This is a genomic window from Paenibacillus sabinae T27 (genome assembly GCF_000612505.1).
Lineage (GTDB): Bacteria > Bacillota > Bacilli > Paenibacillales > Paenibacillaceae > Paenibacillus_AQ > Paenibacillus_AQ sabinae.
Genome location: NZ_CP004078.1, coordinates 1,955,327 through 1,978,440, shown reverse-complemented (window position 1 = coordinate 1,978,440; position 23,114 = coordinate 1,955,327). Strand labels below are relative to the sequence as shown.

Annotated in this window: 26 protein-coding genes and 1 riboswitch; all 26 genes read right to left on the bottom strand. The window is 49.7% G+C overall.

The genetic code is table 11. The features are described 5' to 3' along the window. Positions 1-3: 3 nt before the first annotated feature. The 26 genes from PSAB_RS09045 to PSAB_RS08920 all read right to left on the bottom strand — a co-directional run bounded on the left by PSAB_RS09045 (position 4) and on the right by PSAB_RS08920 (position 22,980). Positions 4-654, bottom strand: a complete 651-nt coding sequence (locus PSAB_RS09045; protein WP_025334257.1) for a precorrin-8X methylmutase — start codon at positions 652-654, stop codon at positions 4-6. Between the two features lie 113 nt (positions 655-767). Then, positions 768-1,544, bottom strand: coding sequence for a precorrin-6A reductase (gene cobK, locus PSAB_RS09040; protein ID WP_025334256.1), 777 nt, complete (start codon positions 1,542-1,544; stop codon positions 768-770). 42 nt (positions 1,545-1,586) lie between these two features. Beyond that, positions 1,587-2,543, bottom strand: coding sequence for a sirohydrochlorin chelatase (locus tag PSAB_RS09035; RefSeq protein ID WP_025334255.1), 957 nt, complete (start codon positions 2,541-2,543; stop codon positions 1,587-1,589). Between the two features lie 20 nt (positions 2,544-2,563). Further along, complete coding sequence (cobJ, locus tag PSAB_RS09030) at positions 2,564-4,264, bottom strand: precorrin-3B C(17)-methyltransferase (RefSeq protein WP_025334254.1); 1,701 nt, start codon at positions 4,262-4,264, stop codon at positions 2,564-2,566. 125 nt (positions 4,265-4,389) lie between these two features. Beyond that, the gene (gene cobT, locus PSAB_RS09025; RefSeq protein WP_025334253.1) at positions 4,390-5,484 is read right to left on the bottom strand and encodes a nicotinate-nucleotide--dimethylbenzimidazole phosphoribosyltransferase; all 1,095 of its coding nucleotides are present in this window, start codon (positions 5,482-5,484) and stop codon (positions 4,390-4,392) included. Positions 5,485-5,616: 132 nt separating this feature from the next. Then, positions 5,617-5,822, bottom strand: a riboswitch (cobalamin riboswitch). Positions 5,823-5,852: 30 nt separating this feature from the next. After that, on the bottom strand, positions 5,853-6,407 hold the full coding sequence (locus PSAB_RS24545) for a histidine phosphatase family protein (RefSeq protein WP_025334252.1): 555 nt from the start codon (positions 6,405-6,407) through the stop codon (positions 5,853-5,855). A gap of 143 nt (positions 6,408-6,550) precedes the next feature. Then, positions 6,551-6,997: an SRPBCC family protein gene (locus PSAB_RS09015; protein ID WP_025334251.1), complete on the bottom strand. Its 447-nt coding sequence runs from the start codon at positions 6,995-6,997 to the stop codon at positions 6,551-6,553. A 14-nt stretch (positions 6,998-7,011) separates the two neighbouring features. Beyond that, complete coding sequence (locus tag PSAB_RS09010) at positions 7,012-7,443, bottom strand: SRPBCC family protein (protein WP_025334250.1); 432 nt, start codon at positions 7,441-7,443, stop codon at positions 7,012-7,014. Then, positions 7,440-7,946, bottom strand: coding sequence for a MerR family transcriptional regulator (locus PSAB_RS09005; protein ID WP_025334249.1), 507 nt, complete (start codon positions 7,944-7,946; stop codon positions 7,440-7,442). Before PSAB_RS09005 ends, PSAB_RS09010 begins: the two co-directional genes overlap by 4 nt. Positions 7,947-8,096: 150 nt before the next feature. After that, on the bottom strand, positions 8,097-8,642 hold the full coding sequence (locus tag PSAB_RS09000; RefSeq protein ID WP_025334248.1) for a glutathione peroxidase: 546 nt from the start codon (positions 8,640-8,642) through the stop codon (positions 8,097-8,099). Positions 8,643-8,788: 146 nt separating this feature from the next. Continuing rightward, the gene (locus PSAB_RS08995) at positions 8,789-9,106 is read right to left on the bottom strand and encodes a hypothetical protein (RefSeq protein ID WP_158442581.1); all 318 of its coding nucleotides are present in this window, start codon (positions 9,104-9,106) and stop codon (positions 8,789-8,791) included. A gap of 492 nt (positions 9,107-9,598) precedes the next feature. Continuing rightward, positions 9,599-10,258, bottom strand: a complete 660-nt coding sequence (locus tag PSAB_RS08990) for a type 1 glutamine amidotransferase domain-containing protein (protein ID WP_025334246.1) — start codon at positions 10,256-10,258, stop codon at positions 9,599-9,601. Positions 10,259-10,358: 100 nt separating this feature from the next. Beyond that, on the bottom strand, positions 10,359-11,228 hold the full coding sequence (locus tag PSAB_RS08985) for a LysR family transcriptional regulator (protein WP_025334245.1): 870 nt from the start codon (positions 11,226-11,228) through the stop codon (positions 10,359-10,361). A 105-nt stretch (positions 11,229-11,333) separates the two neighbouring features. Further along, positions 11,334-12,380 (bottom strand): LacI family DNA-binding transcriptional regulator, encoded by a 1,047-nt coding sequence (locus PSAB_RS08980; protein ID WP_025334244.1) that lies wholly within the window; start codon positions 12,378-12,380, stop codon positions 11,334-11,336. A 138-nt stretch (positions 12,381-12,518) separates the two neighbouring features. Continuing rightward, a complete protein-coding gene (locus PSAB_RS08975) occupies positions 12,519-12,707 on the bottom strand; it encodes a hypothetical protein (protein ID WP_025334243.1) in 189 nt (62 codons plus the stop codon). A 494-nt stretch (positions 12,708-13,201) separates the two neighbouring features. Next, positions 13,202-14,164 carry a 5-oxoprolinase subunit C family protein gene (locus tag PSAB_RS08970; RefSeq protein ID WP_025334242.1) on the bottom strand — a complete coding sequence of 321 codons (963 nt, stop codon included), beginning with the start codon at positions 14,162-14,164 and terminating at the stop codon, positions 13,202-13,204. Next, positions 14,152-14,889, bottom strand: coding sequence for a 5-oxoprolinase subunit PxpB (gene pxpB, locus PSAB_RS08965; protein ID WP_025334241.1), 738 nt, complete (start codon positions 14,887-14,889; stop codon positions 14,152-14,154). Before pxpB ends, PSAB_RS08970 begins: the two co-directional genes overlap by 13 nt. A 116-nt stretch (positions 14,890-15,005) precedes the next feature. Then, entirely contained in the window at positions 15,006-15,356 is a 351-nt protein-coding gene (locus tag PSAB_RS25435) for a hypothetical protein (RefSeq protein ID WP_144240497.1), read from the bottom strand. 60 nt (positions 15,357-15,416) lie between these two features. Then, positions 15,417-16,184, bottom strand: coding sequence for a 5-oxoprolinase subunit PxpA (locus PSAB_RS08955; protein ID WP_025334239.1), 768 nt, complete (start codon positions 16,182-16,184; stop codon positions 15,417-15,419). A gap of 46 nt (positions 16,185-16,230) precedes the next feature. Then, positions 16,231-17,043 (bottom strand): amino acid ABC transporter ATP-binding protein, encoded by an 813-nt coding sequence (locus tag PSAB_RS08950; RefSeq protein ID WP_025334238.1) that lies wholly within the window; start codon positions 17,041-17,043, stop codon positions 16,231-16,233. A 27-nt stretch (positions 17,044-17,070) separates the two neighbouring features. After that, positions 17,071-17,730, bottom strand: coding sequence for an amino acid ABC transporter permease (locus PSAB_RS08945; RefSeq protein WP_025334237.1), 660 nt, complete (start codon positions 17,728-17,730; stop codon positions 17,071-17,073). Between the two features lie 97 nt (positions 17,731-17,827). After that, positions 17,828-18,754 carry a substrate-binding periplasmic protein gene (locus PSAB_RS08940; protein ID WP_084266469.1) on the bottom strand — a complete coding sequence of 309 codons (927 nt, stop codon included), beginning with the start codon at positions 18,752-18,754 and terminating at the stop codon, positions 17,828-17,830. Positions 18,755-18,756: 2 nt separating this feature from the next. Beyond that, positions 18,757-19,422 carry a GntR family transcriptional regulator gene (locus tag PSAB_RS08935; protein WP_025334235.1) on the bottom strand — a complete coding sequence of 222 codons (666 nt, stop codon included), beginning with the start codon at positions 19,420-19,422 and terminating at the stop codon, positions 18,757-18,759. Positions 19,423-19,898: 476 nt separating this feature from the next. Then, a complete protein-coding gene (locus tag PSAB_RS08930) occupies positions 19,899-20,453 on the bottom strand; it encodes a GNAT family N-acetyltransferase (RefSeq protein WP_025334234.1) in 555 nt (184 codons plus the stop codon). Positions 20,454-20,522: 69 nt separating this feature from the next. Beyond that, a complete protein-coding gene (locus PSAB_RS08925; RefSeq protein ID WP_025334233.1) occupies positions 20,523-21,794 on the bottom strand; it encodes an MFS transporter in 1,272 nt (423 codons plus the stop codon). A 130-nt stretch (positions 21,795-21,924) separates the two neighbouring features. Beyond that, complete coding sequence (locus tag PSAB_RS08920) at positions 21,925-22,980, bottom strand: S-layer homology domain-containing protein (protein WP_025334232.1); 1,056 nt, start codon at positions 22,978-22,980, stop codon at positions 21,925-21,927. Between the last annotated feature and the right edge of the window lie 134 nt (positions 22,981-23,114).

Sequence of the window (23,114 nt, the reverse complement as noted above, 5' to 3'; positions counted from 1 at the left end):
GATTTACGCTTTTTTCTCCGCCATAATGGCAAGGGCATTAACAGCCGCCACCACAACCGTACTGCCGCCCTTGCGTCCAAGATTGGTGATAAAAGGAATATCGAGCTTGCGGAGCTCATCCTTTGATTCCGCGGCAGACACGAAGCCCACCGGCATGCCGATAATCAGGCCCGGCTTGGCTTCGCCTTCCTTGACCATGCGGATCAATTCAAGAAGGGCGGTAGGGGCGTTGCCGATGGCGTAAATTCCGCCCTCCGCTTCACGCACCGCTTTGCGCATGGAGATGATCGCGCGGGTTGTGTTCAGCCGCTTCGCTTCCTCCATCACATCGGGGTCCGAAATGTAGACGTTGACGCTTCCGCCGAACCGCTCTATACGCGGCTTGCTGATCCCAACTTGGACCATTTGCACATCGGCAACGATCTTTTTGCCGCTGCTGATGGCCGCTATTCCCGCTTCAATCGCTCCCGGATGAAACACTACATTCCTGCCAAGCTCGAAGTCCGCCGAGGCATGGATGATTCGCTGAACGACCGGGTACTGCTCGGGTGTAAAGGGATGTTCGCCCAGCTCCTCCGTGATGATCTCGAAGCTCTTGCTCTCAATTTCCTGAGGCTGCACCGTTAGCGGTTTAAATTCCGTCTTAAAATCCATAACATTTCTCCCTTCTATTCGGATGATATAAAATGAAATTGAGATTTTCCCATTTGGGTGCAGTTCCAAACTTCCCCTTCGTTACTCCTTACCCTGATGTCATTTTTTCAAGTTCATTTTATATAGCAGGCAACTTCATTTAACTCCTCAATGACGTCCTGGAAATCCGTAAACACAGCCCCAAAATCAATTTCCGGCCGGGAAATTAATATTACCTGTATGCCCAGCTTCAGCGCGGCTTCAATCTTCTCGTCGACAGCCCCGGTTTTGCCGCTCTCTTTGGTGACCATCACCGTCGTACCGTACTGCCGGTACAGAGCTTCATTCAGCTCCCGGGTGAACGGCCCTTGCAGGGCAATGATGTTCTTCTGCTCCACGCCGAGCTCTTCGCATTTCTCCATATTATCGCGCCGGGGCAGCATGCGGGCCACTAGACGGATTTCTGGATCTCCCAGCAGATGCTTTGCAAAAATATGCAGTGTCTTGCCGCCGGTGGTCAGCATAACGGAGCCCTTGCGTTTCTTTGCTTCCAACGCCGCTTCTTCATAGGACGACACAACCGTAAGCTTCGGATCGTCACCGTAAACTAAAGATGCCCGTTCAAAACGAATATAAGGAATACCCGCCTCTTTCGCAGATTCCATGGCGTTCCTGTGCGCTTCTTCGGCGAACGGATGGCTCGCGTCAACAATGGCCTTGACTTCTTCCCGGCGTATCAGCGTCACAATCTCATCCTTGGCCAGACGTCCGACTCGCACGGGCAGATTGGCTTCCTGCAAACTTTTCGCCGCATTATCGGTAACCACCGATGTCAATATTTCAAATCCGTTCTGTTGTATCAAAGCAGCGAGCTCTCTCGCATCGCTTGTACCGCACAGGGCAAAAATCAAATCGCTTCCTCCTCAACATACTCTTGATGTCATTCAGCGCGGCTACGTTCCCACATGATGATGATCTTGGTCGTGGTGATGGTGGTCGTGATCATGCCCATGGTCGTGATTGTGCCCATGCCCGTGGTGATGATCGTGCCCGTGATCGTGGTCGTGATGATGGTGATGATGCTCATGACCAGCCGCCAACCGGTATTGGCACATATCACAGTTCATATAGGCTTGCCCTTCTACCGCTTCGGCAACCCGGTCGAGCAGCGCCTCAACCAGTTTCGGATGGAAACCGAAATACCCTGCAAGCTCAACTGTGATATCCGGGTGCAGTGCGGCAAATTCCGCTGTCATTTCCTCAATGCGCTTAATCAAAATTCCTGTAAACAGGAAGTAAGGAAGGACGAAGATTTTTTTCGCGCCAAGCCGTAAGACTCTTTCCAGGCCATCCTCAAAAGTAGGCTCCGTAACGCCAATAAAGCAGTTTTCCACCCATTTGACCGGAAGCTGCTCCCACAGAAGGCGGGTCATCTTAAAAAAATCGCCGTTGGCATCGCCGTCGCTGCTCCCCCGGCCAATCAGCAGAACAGCCGTATCCGGTTCACGCAGCCCTTGTTCTATAGGCAGCACCGGGATGCCGGTCTTAAATCCGGCTGACGCCATACGGGAAGTGAGGATCTCCATCACCTTTTGATGCACACCAATCGGACGCCCATAGACAAATTCCACGGCCGGATACAGCTTCTTGGCCCGATCGATCTCAAAAGGGATATGAATTTTGGCATGGCCCGCCGCGAACAGCATGATCGGAATCACGACAACCCGAGCGGCTCCCTGCTCAACGCAATTGGCTATTCCCCGGGCAATATCCGGCTGCACAAACTCCAAAAAGCAGGTCTCTATCTTATACTGGGGCGCTGCCTGGCGAACCTTATCGGCAAACTGCAGCAGCTCCTCGTTCCCTTCGGGGTCACGGCTTCCATGCCCCACCAATAATATCGCGTCCATCTTCTTCCTCCTCATGATCGTTAATCGCCGCAGACCGCATCTGCCAAAGTAACTGCACTTTGTTCCTGATGTCTGAACCCAGCAACCGTCCCTACACGTTTAAAAAACTTATGAAATCTTTCCCCCGGAAAAGCCTTATCGGTATATTCCCGGAAAATCCGTTCCACCGTATCTACAATTTGGTCCGCCTCAATTCCTTCGGCTGCTGGCTGCGCCGGATGGGCGTTCCGTCCGATCGTCTTGCCGCCAAGGAACAGGTCATATGCCCCTTTGCGGTATACAATGCCGATATCCTCCAGCACAGCCCCGTAGCAGGCCATACCGCAGCCGTTAAAGCCGATTTTCAATTCCTTGGGCGTCTTCAAACCGCCGATGACGCGGTTCAGTTCTTCCGCGACGGGGATGGACCCGTCTTTCTCCAAATTGCAGAAGTCGCAGGCTTTAATCTGCGCAACATCGCCAACCGGGAAGACGAGCAGCTTCGCCGATTTCAGTTCCGCGACGATCCTTTCTGGATCACCCCCGGGGATACGAAGAATGATTTGGTGATGCGGGGTATACTCCATTTCCCCCTGTTCACCTGCGATTTCCGCAAGCAGCGCCATTTGACGCGTGGTGAACTTCTTGTTCGCGATGCCCGGCGCCACTCCCACCTCAAAAAGGGCGTTCGGATTTCCGGCGGCAGATGGGGCGGACGGGTTCGAGGTGGCAGACGGGACGGAACCCGCGTACCCCCCGGTGACGATGCCTTTGGCCTCGAGAATTTGCAGCGCCTCCATCGCTGCTTCCAGCGGGCTGGACGAACTCACGCTGCTTAAAGAGACTGGTCCCGGGAAATCACGCTCGGCAGACTTGGCTTCCCCGCTCGCTCCGGCCTGTTCCTTCGCACTCAGAGACCACGGCTCCGCTGCCACTTGCAGACGCTCGCTGGGTCTTAGTCTCTGCTCTTCCGAGTTCAGCGTATATTTCCGCTGGTAGCCTCTTGGCGTAATCATTAGGCCGTCATATACCACCGTCGAGGAATTACCGATAATAACTGTCGTAAGCATCCCTATTTCATGCTCCAGCATGTCTGCGAGTGTGGTAAGCACGACCTGCTGCCGGTCCCGGTAAGCGCTCTTCACCAGGCCCACCGGCGTGTCCGGAGAACGGTGCCCCAGCAAAATCCGCTGAGTCTCAGCGATCTGCCGGGTGCGCTTTCCGCTTCTCGGATTATACAGAGCGATTACAAAGTCCGCCGCGGCCGCCGCTTCCACGCGTTTGGCGATGGTGTCCCAGGGGGTTAAATGATCGCTTAGGCTGATCGTACAGGCGTCATGCATAATTGGCGCCCCAAGGAGCGCTGCACAGGAGTTGATCGAGGATATTCCGGGAATAACCTCTACTTCAACTCCCTCCTCGGCATTCCATTTCTTTTCCATCAGCACTTCATAGATGAGCCCGGCCATTCCGTATACACCGGCGTCGCCGCTGGAAATAACCGCAACCGTCCTTCCCATATAAGCCTGCCGTACTGCTTCCTGAGCGCGGCTTACTTCTTCCGTCATGCCGGTTCTTACGATCTCCTGTGTGGTCAGAAGGCCCCGGATCAAATCTACATAAGTGTTGTAGCCAATAATGACTTCGCTTTCCTCGATTGCCCTGCGGGCACGATCCGTAATATGTTCAAAAGCGCCCGGACCAAACCCGATCACCAGCAGTTTGCCTCTCTTCTTTTCCATTCGTGCTGCCTCCTCTATATGAAACAACTAACCTTTCCCGTAACGCCAAGCTTTCCTTAGAGGAAGCCAGTTTCATCGACTCACCTTCCCCGGATCGGTTTAACCCTGCTGCATCCGGACCCGGATCATTGAACCGCGAGGCCGAATTCATCTTCTTCGGGGGCCGGACTCGGGATACCGAGATCTTCAAATGTGGCCATCTTCGAAACCAATTGGAGGGCCGATTCGATTACAGGCAGGGCCAGCGCTGCTCCTGTCCCTTCTCCAAGGCGCATGTCCAGATGCAGCAAAGGCTTCAGCCCAAGCTCATCCAGCACGATACGGTGCGCCGGTTCAACGGATAAATGGGAAGCGAATAAATAATCCCGGCAGCGGGGTTCGATCCGGAAGGCAGCAAGCGCCGCGGCGCCTGTAATCACCCCGTCAATGACCACCGGAACCTTGCGGGCCGCCGCTCCCAATATCACGCCTGCCAGCCCGGCGATTTCGAGCCCCCCTACTTTGGCGAGCACATCGACGGCGTCACCGGGATTTGGCCGATTGACCTCTATCGCCCGTTCGATCACCTTTGCTTTGGCGGCCAATGCTTCATCGTTAATGCCGGTCCCTCTTCCGGTGATCCGTTCCACCGGATGGTTCGTAAATACTGCCGTCATGGCGCTGCTTGGAGTCGTGTTGCCGATGCCCATTTCCCCTAAACCGATCACTTCGATTCCTTTATCAGCAAGCTCAGAAGCCATATCAATCCCGACATGGATTGCAGCAACCGCTTCTTCCTTGGTCATTGCCGGTCCTTTGGCCATATTGGCCGTTCCCGGGCGGACTTTCCGCTGAATTACACCTTCCGGCAGGTCTGTCAGCACCGTCCCGATATCGACAACGTGAACCTCCGCCCCCGCTTGGTGCGCGAGCACATTAACGGCGGCGCTTTGGCGAATAAAATTTGCCATCATCAGCCCCGTAACTTCCTGCGGATAGGCGCTGACGCCTTCCTGAACGACCCCGTGATCGCCGCACATCACGATAATCGCTTTGTTTCCCACACTGGGCTGCACACTGCCCGTAATACCGGCAAGCCTTATAGCGATCTCCTCCAGGCGGCCGAGACTCCCCAAAGGTTTGGTCAGGTTGTTGACGCGCTTTCTCATTTGATGCATTGATACAATATTGAGCCGTTCAATCTCATTTAGCACCTGCAATAATTTTCCCAAGAAAATCACAATCCTCTCTTTTATAGAGACCTATGTAACAAGAATTTGAGAAATAAAAAAGCACTTCCTACACAAAAAGAGCGCAGAAGTGCCGTTAATCGCTAATACAAGCGTGCTCCCCCTCCCTATCCTCGTAGGTCAGTCGTGCTGTTGAAAAAGGCAGGTCTCCTGACTTATGGATCAGACGCAAATACGAGATCATGATGACCAAGTTGCTTAAGCCTTCCCGTTTGACACAGTGGCTCAAAGCTCGCTCTCCATTTACAGTGGCGGGACCGCGACGGATTTTCACCGTTCTTCCCTTTTAAGAAACGCCTCGGCGTTCCACCTTTTTCTCCATATGATGTTGTTGACAAGATATGATTATAGTACGGCTATTATAACTTGAGATTTAAAAAGAAGTCTATAAGTCTGCTTTCCAGATTATCCGTGAGTTCGACTATAGTACCATTGTCTACGATTTCTGTTTGTCCGGTAATCATCCGAATAATGCTGCCATGGGTTACAAGCAGTACATTTCTTTCCTCCGGAACCTCAAGGCTGCCAATTCCTTCGCAAACCCGCCTTTGCATCGATTCCACAGCTTCAACCCCATAGATCGGAGAATGGATCAGCTCAGGATTGGCTATTTGGAATACAGTCCTGATTTCCTCCAGCGCCTTGCCTTCCAGCTCACCGAAGCTGCGTTCCGCGAACCGGCTGTCAACCTTGATAGAGAGTCCATAGACAGATGCCAGAATATGGGCTGACTCACGGGCTCTTCGCAAAGGGCTTGAAATAACGGCATGAACATTCATCCGTTCTCTGAGCCGTCTGGAAGCTTCCTGAATCTGGCCGATCCCGCGTTCATTCAGACCGATATCCTGTATCCCTTGTATTCTCCCCTGCTTATTCCAATCGGTCTCGCCATGGCGAATCAGATAAAGAGGCATTCTTCATCTCGTCCTTTTCTAAATCTGTAATGTTAAGCTAATTTGCTGCAGTATGTAGTAAATTCGATTTCCATCTGACACACGAGATAGAAAAGCAGCCTACCGGGATGAGCTAGGCTGCTCATGGCAAAATCTATTCAGGGCTAGGCGGTCAAACCGGACAGCAGCTCGCTCAGCCGGTCGAAGTTCTGCTCATTGCCTTCTACGCAGTACGTCTTGGCTTGCTCGAACTCCGCAGTATGCTTAAACAGCTGGCGGAATGTGACTCTTGTACGGTCATCCAGATCCTCAAAGGTGGCCGTCACCTGAAATTCCGGGCCGGACAAATGATTGAATACAATCCGCTCCAGCGGCACGATCTCGATGAAGACACTATGATTGGGATAGTCCGCGCCAGTCGGCCCGTGCATGACGAACCGCCACTCGCCTCCCGGCCTGAAGTCAAACTCGTGAAACGTATTGGTGAAGCCCTTCGGTCCCCACCAGCGGGCTAACAGATCGGGGGTTGTCCAGGCTTTATATACCAGCTCCTGTGGCGCATCGAACTCACGTGAGGATATAATTTCATTCTCACCTATGCTTGCTTTCATGGCTATGCCTCCCTTTAGAGTGTCTTGCCCAATGCATCCAGCATCGCGTTCGTGCCATGCTCACGTATTTCCTGCGTATCGTACCCGTCAAAGAACGCATCTTGCTCGGTTAAAACCAGCTTCGTGCCGTCCCCGGCCGGAATAAATTCGACCGTTGTGATCGAAACGGAGATGCGCTTGCCGCCCGAATCCAAGGTGTAGGTGTAGACAATGCGCTCTTCCGGAACGATCTCCTGGTAGCAGGCGTCGAAGGTAAAGACCGGTCCCTCGGGAGGCCCTCCACTGCTGTATTCGCGTCCCCCGACCCGGAATTCGAAGATATCGGGCTTCGAGAACCACTTAGATTTGGCAGTCGGGTCCGCCCAAGCGTTATAGACCCGCGCAGGCGAAGCGGCATAGGTCCGCTCGACAACGAAGGTGGCATGCTTGACGAATCGTTCGGTCATGATTGATCCTCCTTGGGTTTCGTGACTTTATTTTCCTTGGCAAGAAAGTCGTCCAGCAAATCCAGACGGTGTTCCCAGTTCATCCGCCGCTCTGCGACCAGCTTCTCATGACGCATTTTCATCGCTTGCAGGAGGCTTGTGAAATCTTCAACGGTTAATGGCGCCTTCCCCTGCATCAACTTGGATACATGCTCGAGCTGCTCGAGAAGCTTATGCTGCAGCTTGATCTGCTCCTTGATCCGGGCTATCTGCAGGGTGACGATCTCAAGCGGGTTATACTGCTCGCCGGCCAAGACGGACTTGACCTCCTCCAGTGATAAGCCCAGCTCCTTAAGCGATAAAATCTGCTGCAGACGCGACAGGTCGGATTCATTGTACAGCCTGTGGCCGGATTCCGTCTGGCCTGATGGCGAGAACAAGCCAATTTGATCGTAAAATCGCAAGGTTCGCACGGTGAGTCCCGTCAGCTTGGCAAGGTTCCCGACCTTCCAATATCTTTTCATAATCAACTCCTTCGTTTGCACTTGCTGTGTTCCGGTAACTTCACTATAAAACATGACGTAACGTAAAGTGCAAGCAGGAATATCGGAGCAATAGATCAAACCCATTCTCCAATTGACATATGAATCAGAATTACTTTGATTTCCTTTATTTTATAGCAGTGATTCGATAACTGGCTCTAAGTCAACCGGTTCCGTCGTCGTTTCGAATCTAGCTTTCACATATCCATTACGATCGATCAAAAATTTCGAGAAGTTCCACTTGATCCCGTCGCCGGCGTATATTTCCGGATGCTTTTCCTGCAGAAAATTCTGCATCCATTGGCCGTCCGAAGTCTGGGTATCGAAACCGTAAAATGGTGCTTGCTGTGTCAGATATTGAAATATAGGATGAGCAGATAGCCCTCTAACCTCTATTTTCTCAAACAACGGGAACGTCACCCCAAAGTTGCTCTCGCAAAATTGTTGCACTTCAGAGTTGCTCCCCTGCTCTTTCTCGTTGAATTGGTTGCAAGGAAAACCGAGTATTTCGAGTCCCTGCTCGCGGTGACTTTCGTAAAGCTTCTGTAGACCGGCGAATTGACGAGAATAGCTGCATCTGCTTGCAGTATTGACAATAAGGAGAACTTTTCCGCGATAGGCTGACAATTCGACCAGCTTACCGTTAATTGAGTTGACTTGAAAATCATAAATCGACACCGTATCATTCCTCCTCAAGCTTAATAGATACATCATACGGCTAGAACATCTATTGGTCTAATATATAAGAGGAATAATCGTTATAGGTTATACCAATATAGCGAGGGTGCTCGGGCCTATCACGAAACTTGACGGCTCTACTGTTCCTAGTCCTCCGTTTTTGCATGGTCAATGGCGGTTACTACCTCTGTAAAAGTTTCAATCTGCTCGTACATAAGGTCTAGATCTATTTTCTCAATATGTCCGTTGTCTCCTACCGCACAAAGGTAATCGGGTCCTGGCACAAGAGAGGTCGTTGGGATACACGCTTCGTACAAGGGCTGGCCTTCTCCAAAATAAAAATTACCCTTGGAATTTAAGGTTATGGTTCGGACCTTTGTCCGCCCTTGGATGGCGTTCAGGTAGATGCTGTCCATGAGTTGATTGCCTGCAAAGACTAACTCATTATCGCCGTCTGATATCATGGCGGACATTCCTGCGTTTGTACATCTTTTTCTGTGGAAATCCTCCTCCCTGACCCAATACCTGCAAAAGTGCAGGCATATCTCCTCCGATCTCCCCGCCTAGGGGCGCGCATGCTCTAAAAGGTGCACCATCGTAGGCTTTACTTCTTCCTGTCCAAAAATCGCCTGAAAAACCTGCAGATTTGCAGGAATACCTCAGCCCCACTCTACCTCGCAGTCCATTCTGACCGTCGTATCGAATATGCCCAGGTACGCCGCAACGCTGCCGTCACCCGACAAGTACAATCCGGTAAAAGAACGTTATCACTCAAAAGACCACTTTTACGTTTAAACTGCCGCTATCCACTGATTAACAAGAAAAAAATCCGCTTCCCCAGGATATATCCCGCGGGAGCGGATTTTTTTATACGGTAGATTTCTTTATGCAATCTCTTGCATTTTCATCGGCCGTGTATTATACAGATTTCCTTGAATGATGACCGGTTCAGCAGATTAACCCAGCTGTTCAATAACGGCTTTGGTTACAGCCAGCGTCGACTGTGGATTTTGGCCCGTAATCAGGTTGCCGTCCACCTCGTAATGGGAAGTCCAGTTCGGAGCGGCAACATAGATGGCTCCCAGATCGCGAATCTTGCTTTCCAGCAGGAAAGGAAGATACTGATCCAGCGTCGTTTGCGCTTCTTCCCGGTCTGTAAACGCGCTGACGCGTTTGCCGGCAACAAGCGGCTCGCCGTTCGACAAGGTAGCGCCAACCAGTCCGGCCGGTCCGTGGCATACTGCAGCCACAATCTTGCCCCCTTCATAGAAATCGCGCAGCAGCTTCTGAAGAGCTTCGTTAGCTGGAAGATCGTACATCGTTCCGTGGCCGCCCGGCAGGAAAATCGCATCGAAGCCTTCTACGGAAAATTCATCCAGCTTGGCTGTGTTTTCCAAATATTTTTGCGTATCCAGGATTTCTTGCGGGGTGTTGGCATCTACGCTGCCGGGATCGACCGGGGCCTTGCCTCCAAGCGGACTTGCGATGGTAAGCTCGTAGCCCTTCTTGGTAAATTCAATATAGGCTTCAGCGAATTCAGAAAGCCAAATCCCGGTCGACTTGCCTTCATGAATTTCCGAGTGATTCGTTACAACAATCAGAACTTTTTTTGCCATTGGTATTGCCTCCAGTATTTTAATTTTGGTGCTGGCTTTATTCTAGTCCTGATCTTGCTATAAAACAAATTATGAAATTTCGGATTATCCATAAATATATTTATATATTATCGCGTATTGCCGCTATCATCTCCTGGATTTGAGGCAAATGCTTATGCTTCAATTTATAGGCGAAGTACAGCTCGTTATTGACTTTTAAATCCTCATAAACCGCTTTTGCCGCAACACTTGCCGAGTTATTCAAAATATAGGTCGGGATCACACTTAAACCTGCGCCTTGTTCAATGGCTTTCAGGATTAGACGCAGATCAGGAATGATATGGGCGGGCCGGATTTGCGGACGCTTCTTGAAATGCTCCCTCCAAATTCTCCGGATGATCGGCAGATCCGGCCCGTAGCTGATCCACTTCTGAGCTGAAAGCCATTGTTCCATTGACTCCGGGTTATCCGTATCCGGCATTTCATAATCCCCGGGAGTGACAATGACGAATTCTTCATCCATGAATTTCAGGTACTCGATGCCCGGTGTCTGATATTTTTTTGATGTAATGACGAGGTCCAGCTTATCCTCTTTCAACAGCTCCACCAACTGGTCGGCCGTTCCAAAATTTGATATGGTGCTCATCTTGTATGTATGCAGGTTGGGGAGTATTTTTTCAGTGTAAAATTCGTGCGCAGCCCCTAACTTTATGACGGAATGCGTGGGCAGAGAAGCCGATTTGAAATTCATCGTGGTCTCCTCCAAAGCCTCGATCAGCGGAGCCAGCTGGGAATATAGCTCTTTTCCCCGTTCCGTCGGAATCATTTTTCTTGAAGTCCGGATGAATAAATCTTCCCCGACCTCAGCTTCCAAGGAAGCTAAATGCTGGCTCATCGCCGGCTGTGTCATAATCCGCGCCTTGGCGGCTTCAGATACGGAGTTATGCTTATATATCGTGCAAAAGCTTCGGTACCACTCAAAATCGGCCATATCCACTACTCCCTTTCATCAAACTTTCCACTGTCTTTAAAAAGGAATAGACCGCCCCCGTCCAATGGATGCGATCTATTCCTCCCCATAATATCTAAGCCATGATCATGTTCTCGCTTCTCCGGGCCGGATTTCGGCTACCGACTCTCTTTCGATGATTTTATAAGGCAAATAAAAATGCCCCTTCTCAGGAATCTGACCTCCCTCGGTAAACCATCGGATCATGTGCTTGACGCCTTCTGCACCAATCTCGCCAAAGGGCTGTTCAATGGTTGTCAGCTTCGGCATCGTAATCCGGCTTACCGACAAATTGTCAAAGCCGATAACCGAGATATCCTGCGGCACTCTAAGCCCCGAATCGAAGATGCAGCGCATCGCTCCGATCGCCATTTCATCCGAAGCGGCAAATACAGCCGTCAGTCCGGTCTCCTCCCGCTTGGCAAGAAGCTCCTTCATCGCTGTATATCCAAAACGCATATCTCCGTAAGCGACCAACGCTTCCGAGAACGGCAGACCGTAGAAGTCAACGGCCTGTTTATAACCCTTCAGCCTTAGCTGCTCGCCCCGGTCATGCTGATCCGTCAGCAGGGCGGAAATCATGCCAATGTTCCGGTGTCCGCGCGAAACGAGGTAAGAAACGGCTTCGAATGATGCCCGGATATCATCCACCTTGTAAGTCGGGAGCTTTCCACTCTCATGAGAATCAAGCAGCAGAACGACCGGAATCTGAAGCGTATCGATCAGCTCGTCATACTTGGCCGGCAGATGGAAACTCGTAAGGATAATCCCGTCAACCAAGTGCCGCTGCACAAAGGAAAAAGCCTCGGCAAGACCCTCCTCGTTCATTTTGCTGCTCTTCAGTTCGTACAAAATCAAATCAATATGATTCTCCTGTGCGATACGGCTTATCCCGCTGAATAATTCCCCGAAGAAAAACGAGGTAATATACGGAATAATGACGCCCAGGGAAATCTTTTTGTTCTTCAGATTCGCTTGTCTGGTCTTGGCCGGATCGAAGTAATTAAGCTTCTTCGCCGCCTGCATGACACGCTCGCGGGTCTCCGCATTGACCATCGCCGGTTTGTTAAGCGCCCTTGATACGGTTGCAATGGAAAGCCCCACATAATCTGCTATATCCTGAATTGTCGCCAATACGATAACCCTCCGTTTCTTTCTTTCCCGGAGGCCTAACTACCCGGACCGCTCGGCTTATTCGCTGCTTGTTAGCATCCATAATAATTATACTCGATATGACTTTAACCGAACAAGAAATCGTCAGGCCGCCTCCCGCTAGCCTTTTTCTGCTCCCGACGTCAATCCGGCAACCAGGTACCGCTGCAGCAGAAGGAACAGCACCGTAATCGGTACGGCAATCAACACACAACCGGCCGCGAACATCGTAAATTGAAGCTTCGTCCGGTCCGTGACAATATCATATAGTCCGACGGCCAGCGTCTTTTTCTCCGGAGTCCTCAGCACGAGCCTGGCGAAGATGATATCTGATAACCAGCCCCGTCGATCCGCGAGCTTCGACCGCTGCTTGAGGAGACCTTCTATGGATTGTCATCGATCCATGGAACATTCCAATCAGCTCACTTGAAGAAAAAAGGCAAAAGCACCCCTGACTGGATAGTCATGCGAGTGCTTTTGCCTTTATGGTGCATTAAATTATTTTGCCCCTAACATCATTAAAATACAATCAGCCAGTTCGGTACCCGTTGCACCGCATGCATGAATGCATTGAGCTAAAGCTAAGCCTATCATTAAGACACCTCCTAACCAAACCAATTATTACTTCAATAGTAGCTCAAAGTTATGTAGATATTATGTAGAAAAGAAAACTGCAGCCTGAGCCGGATGATCAATCGATACTTTGGCTCACGCCGGTTCCCATCTTTACCGTCAATCAATAAAAAAATCTCCCCGAATAGGAGAGACATAAATAGTAACCCAAAAAAGGAACACAAATAACCCTACACAAGCAGCATTCGATTAAGCAGCTTAAGGCCTGAAATCATTTTTTCCCGCTTCGCATACAGCTCTTGCGCATATGTTACATCCACAGCTTCAAATCGAATTTGATCCCGGGGCTTTTTCTGGGCGACATAGGGAAGATCAACGCTGATCACAACTCCGATCTTGGTATAACCACCTGTCGTCTGGCAATCCGCCATCAGAATAATTGGTTGTCCAATTGCGGGAACTTGGATGGAACCGACTGTGATAAAATCGGAAATGATATCCGCTCCATTCACATGCTCTAATTGTTGTCCCTGCAATCGATACCCCATTCGATCCGATTCGTTGGTAACGTCATAGGGCCTGGAAGTAAACCATTCGAACGATTCTTGGGTAAACGCATCTGCTTGCGGTCCCGGAATAAAACGTATAGGCCGATCCGTTCGATAGTCGGGAATGGCGCCTGGCTGTAATCTTCTTCCCTCGATATCATAGAGATTAAAGCGGCAGTTGCCTATCGGAATTTCATCGCCAATCTTCAATGCCCTGCCCTCATGCCCTCCATAATGGCCTCGAAAATATGTCGAACGGCTTCCCATAATGGGAGGTACTTCAATTCCGCCCGCAATTGAGATGTATGCTCTGCAGCCAGTAACACAATTGCCAAAGCTCAGCTCGTCATCCTGGCGAATACGAATAGATTTCCACATCGGTACCGGGATGCCGTTCAGCGCTGGAGACAAATCTCCGCCTGTAATTGCAATCACCCCGTCTGCAGCAAATCTTAATTTGGGGCCGATTAATGTTGCCTCTAAGGCTGCGTCTTCTTCATCATTCCCCACCAATAAATTGGCCAGACGCAAAGACAAACCGTCCATGGCTCCAGAGGTGGATATGCCAAGATTCTGGTATTGGAGACGCCCCAAATCCTGGACGGTTGTGAAGAAACCGGGTTTAACTACTTTTACGAATTCCATTCCCGATCCCACTCTCTCTGTCTTTGATCATCCCACCGTTCCGATTCATCGGCTGAAATAGGCACATATTGCAGGTAATCCCCCGCAACAAGTGCGCATGGCCTTTCCTGATAGGGATTAAAGACTTCCATCGGAGTCCAACCCAGCAAGTGCCACCCTCCCGGAGACTCGATGGTGTAGAGAGAGGTTTGGTTCATTGCAATGGCTACCGCCCCCTTTCTGACCTTGACCCGGGGATTGGAGCGTCTGGGAAGCACCAGTCTCTCGTCAATATCGCCGCAATAGGGCGTCCCGTCTACAAATCCAACCATGTACACGTAATAGGGTTTGGAATATAAGGTTTGGATCACTTGTTCCGGACTTAATCCGGTTCTGGCGGACACCTCGTCCAAGTCGGGACTGTATTCTCCGCCGAATACGACGGGAACATGGATCGTTTTGCTTGGAATGGCGTGATCTTCGGAGATCTGGTCTTCCAACCCCCGGATTGTATCCGCCAATTTATAGAAGCTGATCCTGACCGGATCGTAACAAATGGCCAAGCTGTTAAAGGTAATTATCAACTGAACGATTCCCGAAATCTTCCGGCTCTTGATCAAGTTTGCAAAAGCTTGAACGCCTCGGTTAACCTCAATCGAGATCTTATTCTCGAATTGCACCACCAGCGTCTGATCTCCTAGCGGAACATATTTCAAGTTCTTGTGAGAAACAAGCTGAGAAGCCAAAGCCTTCACCTCCGGACTAGCCCTTCAAATCTTTCACCGGGTGCATGGTTTCGCCCCAGAATTGGATCATCCCGTTTCCGAATTGTTCCGTCGGCCTTTTCCAGAAGCCGTATCTTTCATAGAAATGCTCTAACCCTTTTGTTGACATCAGCCCGACAACGGCGCTTTGGCAGGCATTCTTGCCGATATAATCCATGATGCGTTCCATAATTCGAGCCCCATTCCCCTCCCTTGAAATTCAGGGAGAACGAGAACATCTTGAACATAGAAGCAAGTGCCGCCATCGCGATCACTCTTGCCATCCCCACAATACGACCCGAGGATACGGCGCAAACGGCAAACAGAGAGTTATCCAGGCCTCGCGCAACCGAATCCTCCGGCATTAGTTGAAACTCTACTGCTTTGCGCAAGCTCAAATACTCCTTAACGGAAGGCTTACGGTCCACCACCAGTACATTATCAGTCATTTAGGCGGACCTCCCGATTCCATAGAACCTCAGCCTATCATCTGAAGGGTCTCCACAAATCTACAACCACTTCCCAAGGGGCATAACGCCGATTCCGTGATTCTTTAAAGTCTCTTTAATTTTAAGCGCCAGCTCAAGCGAGCCCGCTGTATCCCCGTGAACGACCAACGTATGGCCGTGAACTTCAATTTCCTTCCCCGTAATTGCGGTCACTTTTCGTTCAAGCACCATCCGCAGGCATCTTTCCACAACGACTTCAGGTTCATGAATGACAGCTCCTTCAATACTCCGGGAGACAAGGGATCCGTCTACGTTATACGCGCGATCGGCATAGATTGAGTAGGCAATTTTGAGCCCGCGCTGCTCGGCAATATTCGCAAGCTCCCCCGGATCGGTCATCACGATCAAGGAAGGATCATACTTAACGATCGCTTCAACGAACGCCTCAGCGTATTTCCGATCGTAATTCACCCGGTTTCCCAATACGCCGTGAGGAAATACATGCTGCAAGCTGCCCCCGTGTGCCTTGGCAAAAGCACTTAAAGCACCTATCTGATAAAGTGTATCCGTTATGATTTCTAACGGGGTTAATTCCATGTCCCTTCTTCCGAATCCCACCAGGTCCGGAAAACCAGGATGGGCACCGATGCCAACTCCCATCTTCACCGCTTGCGCTACCGCCGCATTCATCGTACGCGGATCCCCGGCATGGAACCCGCAAGCGATATTAGCCGAACTGACCACTTCCAATAACGCCTGATCATCAGCGACCTTGTAGTTTCCATAGCCCTCTCCCAGATCGGAACAAATATCGATGTAAGCCTTCATTCTTTGAACCTCCCCCCTTAGCGCGAGACGATAATAGAACGTTATTTTAAGATCTTTCAGCCACTTGTATTTCCTGAACATCTTCCAACCAGTCCTGCTGGAGAGCACGGCGCAGAAACTTGGCCGTTCTTTCTGTCTTCGGATGAGCGAACACTTCTTTCGCAGGCCCCTGTTCGACAATGACACCCTTGTCCATTACGATGACGCGATCTGCCACTTCTTCCGCAAATTTCATTTCGTGCGTCACCAAGATCATGGTCATTCCACCCTCCGCAAGCTTACGCATGACAAGCAGCACTTCCCCCACAAGCTCAGGATCCAGCGCAGAAGTCACCTCGTCAAATAGCATAATATCCGGATGCATGGCCAGCGCCCTGGCAATCGCAACGCGCTGCTGTTGGCCTCCGGATAATTGGCTCGGATAGTTATTCGCCTTCTCCCGCAACCCAACAACTTCAAGCAAGCGAAGCGCTTCGGCTTCCGCATCCTTCTTATTCACCCGATTCACGTGAATCGGCGCCAGTGTAATGTTGCGTAGAATCGTGAGATGAGGAAATAAATTATAGGATTGAAAAACCATGCCCACTTTACTGTGAATCTCATTCAGCGCCTGTGAACTTGCATCGCTAGTCAGCGTTATGCCCTTAACGTTAATTGTCCCTTGATTAATGGTCTCAATCCCGTTTATTGTCCGCAGAAGGGTTGTCTTACCCGATCCACTCGGACCGATGATCGACACAACCTCTCCCGCTTTTACTTCAAGCGAAACACCCCGCAGTACCTCTACAGAGCCGAAACACTTATGAATGTTATCCAGCGCGATTACCGTTTCTTTACCCGGCTTATGCTTCGTTGCCATCACAATCGCCCCTCTCCATAGGTTCGTTTAGCGAGCCAGTTTTTTCTCAAGCATACGAACACCGATCATTGCAGGATAACTGATAATGAAGTAAATGATAAAAACAGCAGTATAGATCGTTATATATTGGAAGGTGTCCGAAGACAGCAATCTTCCGGCAAACATCAATTCCGTCACAGAGATCGTCGACGCCAGCGCACTATCCTTAAATAGAGAGACCAAATAATTCCCAAGTGACGGCATAATGACACGCAGGGTTTGCGGCAAAATAACCAGACGCATCGTCTTCGCCCAACTCATATTCAAAGCTTTGGCAGCTTCCCACTGCGTACGAGGGATTGCTTCAATGCCGGAACGGTAAACTTCACTTAAGTACGCGCCATAATTCAAAGCCAGTCCGAGAATGCCCGCTTGAAACGGATCAAAGCGTATGCCCATATAAGGAAGAACAAAGTAGATATAAAATAATTGGAGAATAAGCGGCGTGCCTCGGATCACTTCGACAATAATTCCGGCCGGAATGGATAAGATGCGAATACGGCGCTTCCCGATCCGCGGCATCGCAAGAAGCAAACCTATAACAAGTGCGATAGGGAAACTCACTAACGTCAGCAAGATCGTCTTCCAAAGTCCACTGCCCAGCTTGGGCGCCCAGTCAATTAAATTCGCTATTAATTCATTTTGCACCCCACCTCACTCCTTCCCTTTTCCCCCCTATTGCCAAGATTGGTCGTGAAACCTTTGCTCGCAGAGGGGGGATTGTTATCTGATGATTCGACTATCCTTACTTATTAATCCAATAATCAGCAGGTGTTAATCCCCATTTCTCAAATATCGCTTTAACCTCACCGCTGCTCAAAGCCTGTGCGTAATATTGGTTAAACAAGGTAATGAATTCGGGATCTCCTTTAGCTATACCAAGCCCGTTCGCTACCGCTGTCTTGTCCGGAGAGTACTCGGGAACCAATTCAAGATTCAGATTCGGGTTTTGGCTGATCGCATAACTTGATACGGAGGAATCGACCAGAGCGGCCGCCAAACGTCCGCTTTCCACATCCGCCATGACATCCTGAATCGTAGGATAGACGTTCACCTTAACCTTGGAGCCGTCTGCTCCCTTGATATTATTGAGCGTATCAATCCATGTCGTGCCTTCATACGTCCCTGCCGCTTTACCGCCTAAGTCTTCCAGCGATTTGATATTTTGCGGATTTCCTTTCTTCACAACAAGTGCTTCTGGATTGTAGAACAGGATGTCCGTAAAGTCGATTTGTTCTTGGCGTTCAGCCGTTTTATACATTGCATCGCCCACGATTTGAATCCGGCCGCTTTGAATGGATGGGATAATGCTGCCGAATGGCATTGCAGTGGATCTAATCTCCGCATCGACATTCATATAATCCAAGAAGCCGCGAATAATATCAGGAACGATCCCTTCCGCTTTTCCTTCCGCCGTTACCGTAGACCAAGGTGCGTCATTGGAAGTTCCGATTTCGATTTTTTTGTTCTTAATAACTTCTTCCAATAATTTCGAGGTGACAGCTGGAGACGAGGACGCTTCCGTGTTGGAACCAGGATCAGAGGAAGTCGATGGAGCAGCGTTTGAAGCCGAAGGAGAGCTGGAAGAACTGGAGTTATCGTTATTACCGCACGCAGTAGCAAAAGCCGTACAAATTGCCAAGACTATAATCACCATGGATAGTTTACGCATTCTTATTCCGCCTCTCTGAGATGATCGGTATTTGAAATCTCTTTTGCCAATACTTCCATACCTTTCTCGATATGAGCCTTGATCAATTCTCCGACAAGTTCGTATTTTTTCGCTTGAATAGCCTCAACAATTTGGGTGTGCTCGTCCAATGAAGATTGAAGGTGGTCTCTCGAAGACGCATAAACATGCAGATAACGCAACGCTCTCTGCCTGAGCTGATCCGTCAAGGAACAGATATAGAGGTAACCTGAAGCGCGGTAAAGTACGTCGTGGAAACGTTCATCCAACTGAAGAAATTGCACCGAGTCTTGTTTTTCTACAGCAACTTTTTTTGCATCGAGCAGCCTTTTCAACTCCAGAATCTGGCCCAACTCGCACTTTCTTGCGCCTACTTTGGCAAGCATCGACTCCAGAGAAATACGTGCGCTATAGATTTCTACCAGATCCTCCATACTAAGCGGCGTTACCTTCGCGCCTTTATTGGACACATACGTGACCAACCCCTCCAAGGAAAGCCTGAGCAATGCTTGACGAACTGGCAAACGACTGCATTCCAGCTGCTTCGCGATCAAGGTTTGATCCACTGTATCCAGAGGTTTTAGTTTCCCCTGAATAATCTCATTTCGAATATAATGGTACGCTCGGTCATTCTTATCCTCATTCTTCACGTCAGATAATCTCCCTTCTTGTCAAGGTAATTTGCCCAGTCTTCTTAGTCACCCACTCCTCATTTAAAAAAATGGATCCAATTCGACGAAATTGTCACCATTTCTTCATTATTTGATAAAGTATAGAGTCTAAAGTTGTCGATAGTCAAGGTTTTATGTTAGATTATGTCACATTAATTCATAAAAATTGAGATTTTGAGCGTTAGTACACCTGCGATGTCATGTTTACTCACATGTTTAAGCCCGTAAAAATTTGTCGGATTGGATGCTGCATCTCCTATCCTATTGGAGACATATCCATAACTTCCATAACTTCCTTGGCTAAATAAAGAAAAGTCCCGATGATACAAATATCATCGGGACGGATCTTAATAGGAAATCTGCCCATGCCGTTTACAAACAAACGTTATCCAATGCCATGCCGCGCCATAGACGTCAAGAGCCTCCAACTTTCAAAAAAGCTGGGCTCTGCATAATCATACGATGTCGCTTCGGATCACACCGTAATAAACTTTATCATCATACTCGCCTGTCTCGCTGTAGTAGTAGCTTTTTCTTAGAATCCCTTCATATTTCATTCGAGCTTTCTGCAATACTCTTCCGGAAGATACGTTTCTTCCCCGATGAAAGGCCTGAACTCGATTCAACCCGGTTCGTTCAAATACAAATTGGATCACCGAAGCCAGCGCCTCCGTGGCAAAGCCCTGACCTTGGTACGACCTTCCAATGCAGTATTCGATATCCGCAACATGGTGAGCGCCATCCACATGACAAAAGGCAATTAGTCCAATGCACTCATTCTTCTCTTTAAGCACAACGGCCCACCTGTAAAAATCCTGTCTTGCATAAGACATCATCCATTTGTGCAGCAGCTCATTTACGGACTCGATCGTTTCGTACACGGGTTCACCGTAGTTTGCCTGAACTTCTTCATCGCCAATCCAGTTTCCAAGCATGCTCGCCGCATCCTGCATGACAAATGGCCTTAGTATAATTCTGTCAGTCTGGATGACTTGCGTTCCGGTATGCAAACCGCTTCCCCCTTTGACACGCCTGCCGTCACCTGAATCTGAAGATTCATGCCTTACTCCATCTTTGGATCAAACCGACATCCCGCTTGCCTTTGAGGATTCCTTGCGCTGTTCTCTTAGCAGAAAACCGCCCATTACCCCAAGTGCGGCGAACACAACCGGGATGATAAACCCGTAAGTATACCCCGCTCCGCTGGATACCGGTTGAAAATGATCCAGCACCTTCCCGTAGATGCTCGGGAGCAAGATCGCGCTGATAAAGCCTCCGGTATTCGCAAAGCCCGAAACGACGCCAACCTCTCGCATGGCAAAAGATTGACGAACAGCCGCAAACGTTAATGCGCTCGCCCCATTTCCATAGCCAATGATGAAGAACAGAACCGCAAGCATGAAGAAAGGCGGTTTCCCGCCAAATACCAGAAACGCTATCCAGCTGACGAGAACGACCAGATGAACAACCATATAGGGGCGCTTTATCGATTCCAGCCGGTTGGCAATCCAGGTGGTCAGGGAAGCACCAACAATCGCCCCGACAAGTCCGATCATCATGAGCTGGCTTACTTCCGAACGCGACATCCCGTACATCTGCATCCCGTAAGGAACCGCCCACGAGCCGATAAACCCGACATACGTGCCGACAAGCCCGAAATGGCAGAAAAAGGTGGCCCAGGCTTGCCGATCCGAAAATATCCTTTTTAACATCAAGAATGTTCTTACCCGCTCTTGTTCCGACTGAAGAACCGCCTCAGGATGGCCCTTGAAAAGCTGGTTGGGCCGCTTGACAAGTACGACATAAAGAAGAATCCCGCAAAGACAGAGTAAAATTCCGACTGTAAAAAATGGCGGCCTCCAGCCCGACCAGGCAATCCAGGCCGAAAAAGGATAAGTTGCCAGCAAGAAGCCCAGACTGCCCGCCATGCCTGCGAAGCCAAGCAATCCCACAAACTCTTTGACTCTAAACCATTGACCCAGGATTAGAACCAAATTGACCCAAATCGTCGCGTCCCCCATGCCTACCAGCGCCCGGGAAACTAACAGAACGAACTCGTTCGGCGCAGCGCTGTAAATTAAAGTGCCCAGACCATTCAGCAGCGCTCCTGCAATGAGGAACAGGTTAGGGCCGTAACGATCGGATAAAATCCCAATCGGAATTTGCAGGCTGGCATAGGCCAAAAATTGGATGCTGGTCAAAAGCCCGATGGTAGATGCCGATACATTGAAATCTTTCATCAATTGATCGGTAATTAATCCCGGCGCCGTCCTTTGACTTACAATCAGGAAATAGGTAAACAATACTGCTGTAAAAACAATCCACCGATATTTGCTATTTTGTTTGTCCAAGTATATTTCGCTCCTGCCTGACTCAGTATACTTGTATTTTACTATTCATTTTTCATTTAATATATGTACTTTTTTCACAAGCTGAAAAAACAAAACCGGAGATTCCGATGGAACCCCCGGTTCTTGCCAGTTATTCGCCCGTGAGAATGGCGTAGATTTTCCAGCTGTTGTCCGCCATTTTCTTCAGCATATATTGGCCGTCTGTCTTGATCGTGTCTTCATAGGTATTTTCGCCGTTCGATATTTTCATTTTGATCTCTCCATATACCGAATCCAATACCGCAAGACGGTCCGAACGCTCGGTAACGACGAAGGTTGGAGCTTTTACGACTTCAATGTCGATCGTTCCGCCCACGGCGGCCATTTGATTGATCTCGGTCAGGGAAGACATGTTGTAAGCGAACTGGTAGCCTGTGTAATACTTCAGAAAAATCCGCTCAAGATCATCATACTTCTTGTTTATCATAAGCTGCGTTTCTTCCTTGTCCGCTTTGGCGGCAAGATCAATCAAATCCTGTGCGGCCGGCAGGTTCCCCTGCTGCAGCTTCAGCGAGCGTTCCAGCATGACAACCGCTTGAGCGCGGGTAGCGCGGCTAAACGGCTTGAATTCGGTCTCGGTCATTCCGGTCACGATGCCGGCCTGACTGGCTTTTTGAATGGCTGTCTTCGCGTAATATTGTGGAACATCCGTAAAGGTTTTGGGTTGTCCGTCGAACTTAACGGTAGATGAAAAAGCGTTAACCACCATAACCGCAATCTCTCCCCGGGTGATCGGCCGGTCGGGACCGAATTCCGTAGGACTGATGCCGCCGACGACACCGAGCGAGCTGGCGATCCGGATCGGATCGGCGTACCATTTTCCAGCCTTCACGTCCGTGAAGGTTTTACCTTGCTGACTGCTGGTCAGACCGGCCGCATTCACAAGAATCGTTACGAACTCGGCGCGGGTGATATTATGATTCGGCTTTATGTAGATCGTGCCATCGGCATCGGCATAGCCGCTCAGCCAGTTGGCATTGACGAAATTATCCAGCGCGTCATAAGCCCAGTGGTCTTCAATGTCGGAAGGATAATACTTATCTAGAAGAGCAGACTCTTCTGCATGGGCGGACGCGGGAAAGCTCGCGGCAACCAATAAAAATGGTACTAAGAGGAAAAAAAACATTCGGTTCAACTTTGGTCTCATCTGGGATGTCCTCCTACTATTTCAAGTTCCGTCCTATAGAATAGCAGACTCATCTCAATATCTCTAACGGAAAAATCTGCAAACTGGAGCTTGGTGCATAAATCCCTTCATCTTATGTGACACTACTCCTTGTT

Bases quoted from the DNA above. Each gene is read 5' to 3' on its own strand.
- PSAB_RS09045 (WP_025334257.1), bottom strand. From the start codon at position 654: ATGGATTTTAAGACGGAATTTAAACCGCTAACGGTGCAGCCTCAGGAA.
- PSAB_RS09035 (WP_025334255.1), bottom strand. From the start codon at position 2,543: ATGGACGCGATATTATTGGTGGGGCATGGAAGCCGTGACCCCGAAGGG.
- cobJ (WP_025334254.1), bottom strand. From the start codon at position 4,264: ATGGAAAAGAAGAGAGGCAAACTGCTGGTGATCGGGTTTGGTCCGGGC.
- PSAB_RS24545 (WP_025334252.1), bottom strand. From the start codon at position 6,407: ATGCCTCTTTATCTGATTCGCCATGGCGAGACCGATTGGAATAAGCAG.
- PSAB_RS09015 (WP_025334251.1), bottom strand. From the start codon at position 6,997: ATGAAAGCAAGCATAGGTGAGAATGAAATTATATCCTCACGTGAGTTC.
- PSAB_RS09010 (WP_025334250.1), bottom strand. From the start codon at position 7,443: ATGACCGAACGATTCGTCAAGCATGCCACCTTCGTTGTCGAGCGGACC.
- PSAB_RS09005 (WP_025334249.1), bottom strand. From the start codon at position 7,946: ATGAAAAGATATTGGAAGGTCGGGAACCTTGCCAAGCTGACGGGACTC.
- PSAB_RS08995 (WP_158442581.1), bottom strand. From the start codon at position 9,106: ATGATATCAGACGGCGATAATGAGTTAGTCTTTGCAGGCAATCAACTC.
- PSAB_RS08990 (WP_025334246.1), bottom strand. From the start codon at position 10,258: ATGGCAAAAAAAGTTCTGATTGTTGTAACGAATCACTCGGAAATTCAT.
- PSAB_RS08985 (WP_025334245.1), bottom strand. From the start codon at position 11,228: ATGGCCGATTTTGAGTGGTACCGAAGCTTTTGCACGATATATAAGCAT.
- PSAB_RS08970 (WP_025334242.1), bottom strand. From the start codon at position 14,164: ATGGAATTCGTAAAAGTAGTTAAACCCGGTTTCTTCACAACCGTCCAG.
- PSAB_RS25435 (WP_144240497.1), bottom strand. From the start codon at position 15,356: ATGACTGATAATGTACTGGTGGTGGACCGTAAGCCTTCCGTTAAGGAG.
- PSAB_RS08955 (WP_025334239.1), bottom strand. From the start codon at position 16,184: ATGAAGGCTTACATCGATATTTGTTCCGATCTGGGAGAGGGCTATGGA.
- PSAB_RS08950 (WP_025334238.1), bottom strand. From the start codon at position 17,043: ATGGCAACGAAGCATAAGCCGGGTAAAGAAACGGTAATCGCGCTGGAT.
- PSAB_RS08940 (WP_084266469.1), bottom strand. From the start codon at position 18,754: ATGCGTAAACTATCCATGGTGATTATAGTCTTGGCAATTTGTACGGCT.
- PSAB_RS08920 (WP_025334232.1), bottom strand. From the start codon at position 22,980: ATGAGACCAAAGTTGAACCGAATGTTTTTTTTCCTCTTAGTACCATTT.